The organism is Pseudoalteromonas sp. SWN29 (genome assembly GCF_015864465.1).
Lineage (GTDB): Bacteria > Pseudomonadota > Gammaproteobacteria > Enterobacterales > Alteromonadaceae > Pseudoalteromonas.
This window is the reverse complement of the sequence record NZ_JADYXE010000132.1, coordinates 1-789: the sequence shown is the minus strand read 5'-3', so window position 1 is coordinate 789 and position 789 is coordinate 1. Positions and strand designations below refer to the sequence as shown.

Below are 789 nucleotides of genomic sequence, written 5' to 3'. Positions count from 1 at the left end.
AACTTAGCGGTAGCACCAAACGCATGGGAATCCTGTAAGGAAACCTTATGAGGTCGGAGCATCGTCTCATCAGCAACCTTATCAGCTAAACGCCATAAGTCCATAGCACGAGGGTCATTAGCCAGCTTACGCTTATCCTTGAAGGTGAACTTACCGTCTTCACCACGAGTCACGTTCTCTCGGATGAGAGCCTGAATGCCTTCCCACTGTTCCTTAGAGATACTCGCAGACTTCAGCATGTCACCTTTAATCCACTTGTTGGCACCCTTGCCAGTAATAGCATGAGTTACCACATCACCCATCACGCCCTGCCGGGCCATGTCCAGAAGGTAGTTTGACGTACCATTGAGGAACTTGGTTAGAGGTGAGCGAGCCGCCAGTTCTTGAGTTGTGTGCTTAATAGAACCAACAACCTTTGCGGCAACATCAGGTGTATCAGTAGACTCACGGAGTCGCTGGATGATGTCTTGACGAGTCGGTCGGATTAACTGGTCGAACTCTTTACCGAACACCATAGAGTGGAGTTCTTTGAGTTCACTACCAGAGACTGGCTTGTTGCGGAACGCTAAGTCACGCAGTACTGGAATGCCATGAAGCATCGCACGGATATTACCCTTCGACAACATACCAGAGATTTCTGTTAGGTTCTGCAAGCCCATATATGCGTTCTTCGTAAAGAAGGACATATCGGACAGAGCACGGACCATAGTGTCACCTACAGTATCCTGATTACGTCGAGCACGACCAGTGAGAATCTTAACGGTATCCTTAAGTGCTTCCACTTCACCT

General features: G+C 48.7%; 1 protein-coding gene. It reads right to left on the bottom strand.

From position 1 onward, the window contains the following. Positions 1–707: hypothetical protein (locus tag I6F53_RS20150; protein WP_197240937.1), on the bottom strand; the 707-nt coding region annotated here is incomplete at its 3' end. Between the last annotated feature and the right edge of the window lie 82 nt (positions 708–789).